This is a genomic window from Caballeronia sp. BR00000012568055, from assembly GCF_029439455.1.
Classification (GTDB): Bacteria; Pseudomonadota; Gammaproteobacteria; order Burkholderiales; family Burkholderiaceae; genus Caballeronia.
This window is the reverse complement of the sequence record NZ_JAQFVG010000108.1, coordinates 1-3,841: the sequence shown is the minus strand read 5'-3', so window position 1 is coordinate 3,841 and position 3,841 is coordinate 1. Positions and strand designations below refer to the sequence as shown.

Below are 3,841 nucleotides of genomic sequence, written 5' to 3'. Positions count from 1 at the left end.
AGCCGCAGCAGACGCCGCTGCCAAAGCCGCCACGCTTGCCGAAGCGCAATACCGCATGGGCACGGTCGATTTCCTTACCGTGCTCGATGCACAGCGCACGCGCTACCAGGCCGAAGACACGCTGATTCAGGCGCGTCTGGCGAGATTGCAAGCCTCGGTGAGCCTCTTTCGCGCTTTCGGCGGCGGCATCGAAATAGCCAATGCATCCGACACTTCACGCTGAATTCCATCGACTATGAAACTCGACGATATCCCGCGCGGGCATGCACCGCGTGACAGGCGCGGCCGCTTCGCGCTGATTGCTGTGCTGTTGGTCATCGTTGCATTTATCGGCTGGCGCTTGTGGCCGAAGCACACCACGGCAACGGCAATCGCAATTGTGCCCGTCAACGCAGGACATCCGGTGACGCAGGATTTCCCTATTCGCGTCTCTGCCACAGGCTCCGTGCTTGCATTGAATACGGTCGATGTGAAAGTCCGCGTGGATGGTCAACTGCAACGCATCGCGTTTGTCGAAGGACAGGACGTCAAGGCGGGACAGGTTCTCGCACAACTCGATCAGGGACCACTTAGGGCGCTCTTGCAGCAGGCCGAAGCCGCGCAACGCAAGGATCAGGCGAGTCTCGACAATGCGCGGCTGGACCTCGCGCGCTATTCGAAACTCGTCGGCATTGGCGCGGCGACCTCGCAGAGTGTGGATGCGGCGAAGGCGCAGGTTGCGTCCTTTGCGGCTTCTGTTGCAGCGGACGCGGCTTCGGTGCAGAGCGATCGGCTGCAACTCGGCTTCACGACCTTGTATGCGCCCTTCGATGGCCGCGCCGGCATGCGTGAAGCCGATATCGGCGCGATCGTGCATCCGTCGGACACCACGGGCATCGTCACGATTACGCAAATGGAGCCTATTACCGTGGTGTTTTCTGTGCCGCAGGACGTCCTGCCCGAACTGCTCGCGAATCAGCAGAACGCGCCTTTGCCGGTGCATGTGACCACGCGCTCGGGCAGTGCATCGCTGGCGGAAGGGCAACTTGTTTTCATCGATAGTACAGTCGATCCCACCACGGGCCAAATCAAACTCAAAGCATCGTTCGCGAACAAGGACCGCGAGCTGTGGCCCGGTGAACTCGTCAATGCAAGCGTGCTTACGCGCACGGATCGCGCGCGCATCGCTGTGCCGAGTCGTGCGATCGTGAATACGCAGAACGGCACGCAGGTGTTCGTGGTATCGGCAAATGGGCAAGTGCATTTGAGGCCTGTAAAAACAGGGGCAAACGTCGATGGCATGACCGAAGTGACGAGCGGTATCGAGCCGAAAGAACTCATCGTGTTCGATGGTCAAAGCCGATTGAATCCCGGTACGCATGTAACGTCGAGCATCGTGCCTGCGACGCCTGAAGCGCCGGGAGCATCGTCATGAGTCTGATCGAACGCTTTATCGAAAGGCGCATTGCCACGACGTTTCTTGCAATTGCCGTCTTGCTTGCAGGCGCGGTCGCGTACTTTCTCTTGCCGGTTGCGCCGCTGCCGCAAGTCGATTTCCCGACCATTCAAATCGTCGCGAAACTGCCTGGCGCAAGTGCCGAAACTATGGCGACGTCCGTTGCAACGCCAATCGAACGACAGTTGACGAACATCGCGGGCATCACGCAAATGACCTCGTCCAGTTCGCTTGGTACTACGAACATTACGGTTCAATTCGACTTATCGCGCGATATTAACGGCGCGGCGCAAGACGTGCAAACCGCGATCAATGCCGCAGGCGGCCAGTTGCCGAAAAACCTGCCGAACCCGCCAACGTACGAGAAAGTGAATCCCGCCGACTTCACGATTCTCTCGCTCGCGCTCACGTCTTCATCGCTGACGCTCACGCAACTAGACGACTACGCCGAGAACTATATTGCGCAGCAGATTTCGCAGATGCCCGGCGTCGGCCTCGTCGATTTTCATGGGCAACAGCGCCCCGCCGTGCGTATCCGCCTCGATCCCGACAAGCTTACGGCGCGCGGACTCACGCTCGAAGACGTGCGCTCGATTGTCGGCGTGCAGACCGTCAATGCGCCCAAGGGCAGCCTTAACGGACCGGACCGCTCGGTCATTTTCAACGCGACGGATCAGATCACTACGCCGGACGCGTATCGCAATCTCGTGGTTGCCTACAAGAACGGCGCACCCATCCGCGTGCAGGATCTCGGCACCGTGCTGGACGCACCCGAAGACACTTTGCAGTCCGCGTGGCTTCAGCAGGATCGCGCCATTATTCTCGATATCCACAAGCAACCCGGATACAACGTAGTACAGACTATCTCCAATATCAAAGCAAAACTGCCTTCAATTCAAGCCTCCTTGCCCGCCGCCGCTATTCTGCATGTCGTGGGCGATCGCACGCAGACCATCGACGCTTCCGTGCGTGACGTGCAGTTCACGCTGCTGCTCACCATCGCACTGGTAGTCATGGTGATCTTCTCGTTTTTGCGCAACGTGTGGGCCACCGTCATCCCCAGTCTCACGATTCCGCTCTCACTCGTCGCCACCTTCGGCGTCATGTACGTGCTCGGCTACAGCCTCGACAATCTTTCGCTGATGGGACTGACTATCGCTGTCGGCTTCGTGGTGGACGACGCGATCGTGGTAATCGAAAACGTCATGCGGCATATCGAGGAAGGCGTCCCGAAGATGCGCGCCGCGTTGCTTGGCGCACGCGAAGTGCGTTTCACCATCATTTCGATGACCATCTCGCTGATCGCAGTTTTTATCCCCATTTTGCTGATGGGCGGCATTGTCGGACGCCTGTTTCGCGAATTCGCGGTGACGGTAAGCGCGGCCATCGTCATGTCGGCGTTCGTTTCGCTAACGGTTACACCGATGCTGTGCGGCTGGCTGATCGCCCCACCCGGCAGCGATCGCGGACGGCTCGCGGGCTTCGAGCGCTGGCTGGAGCGAGGCTTCGTTGCGATGGAGCGTGCGTATGAGCGCGGGCTGGATCGTGTGTTGCGGCATCAGAAGATCATGCTCGGCGTGACCATCGGAACGATCGTCGCGACGGGATTCTTATTCATGTGGATTCCGAAGGGATTTTTCCCGCAGGAAGACTCGGGATTGATCATGGGCATCGCACAAGCCGCACCGGATATTTCACCGCGTTCCATGTCCGCGAAAATGCAGCAACTCGGCCATGTTATCGAGGCCGATCCGGCTGTCGATAACGTGTATTACTGGATCGGCCCGAATCCGACCGTCAGTCAGGGCCGCATGATGATCAACCTGAAGCCCTTCGGCGCGCGCACGGCAAATGCTGGCGAAGTGATCGCGCGCTTGAAACCGCAAGTCGCAAAGGTCGTTGGCGTATCCTTGTCGATGCAGGTGCGGCAGGACATTCAAGTTGGCGGACGGATCAGCGCGGCGCAGTATCAATACACGCTGCAAAGTCCCGATATCGCGCAGTTGAATCATTGGGCGCAGGTTCTGACGAAGAAACTCGGCACGCTGCCTGAACTTGCCGATGTCACGTCGGATCAGCAGGCGTCGGCGACGAGCGCCACGCTCGTGATCGATCGCAGCACTGCATCGCGCTTCGGCATCACCGCACAGGCTATCGATGACACGCTCTACGATGCCTTTGGCCAACGTCAGGTCGCGACCATGTTCACGCAGTTGAATCAATATCACGTGATCGAAGAAGTCGATCCGCATTATCAACTGACGACCGACGCACTCACGCATCTCTATGTGCGTTCACCGCTCACGAATCAACTCGTGCCGTTGAGCACGCTGGCAAAGGTAGAAGACGCGGTTTCTCCGATATCGATCAACCACCAGGGGCTATTCCCTTCGGTGACGATCTCGT

The 3,841-nt window shown here is 58.8% G+C and carries 3 protein-coding genes; all 3 read left to right on the top strand.

The window, feature by feature from the left end; translation table 11 throughout:
- The coding region (locus P7F28_RS06530) for a TolC family protein (RefSeq protein ID WP_277183679.1) at positions 1-223 on the top strand (223 nt) is incomplete at its 5' end.
- A gap of 12 nt (positions 224-235) precedes the next feature.
- A complete protein-coding gene (locus P7F28_RS06525) occupies positions 236-1,414 on the top strand; it encodes an efflux RND transporter periplasmic adaptor subunit (protein WP_277183678.1) in 1,179 nt (392 codons plus the stop codon).
- Positions 1,411-3,841: efflux RND transporter permease subunit (locus P7F28_RS06520; protein ID WP_277183677.1), on the top strand; the 2,431-nt coding region annotated here is incomplete at its 3' end. The genes P7F28_RS06525 and P7F28_RS06520, both read left to right, overlap by 4 nt.

Coding starts and splice junctions, on each gene's coding strand:
- P7F28_RS06525 (WP_277183678.1), top strand. CDS start 236: ATGAAACTCGACGATATCCCGCGCGGGCATGCACCGCGTGACAGGCGC.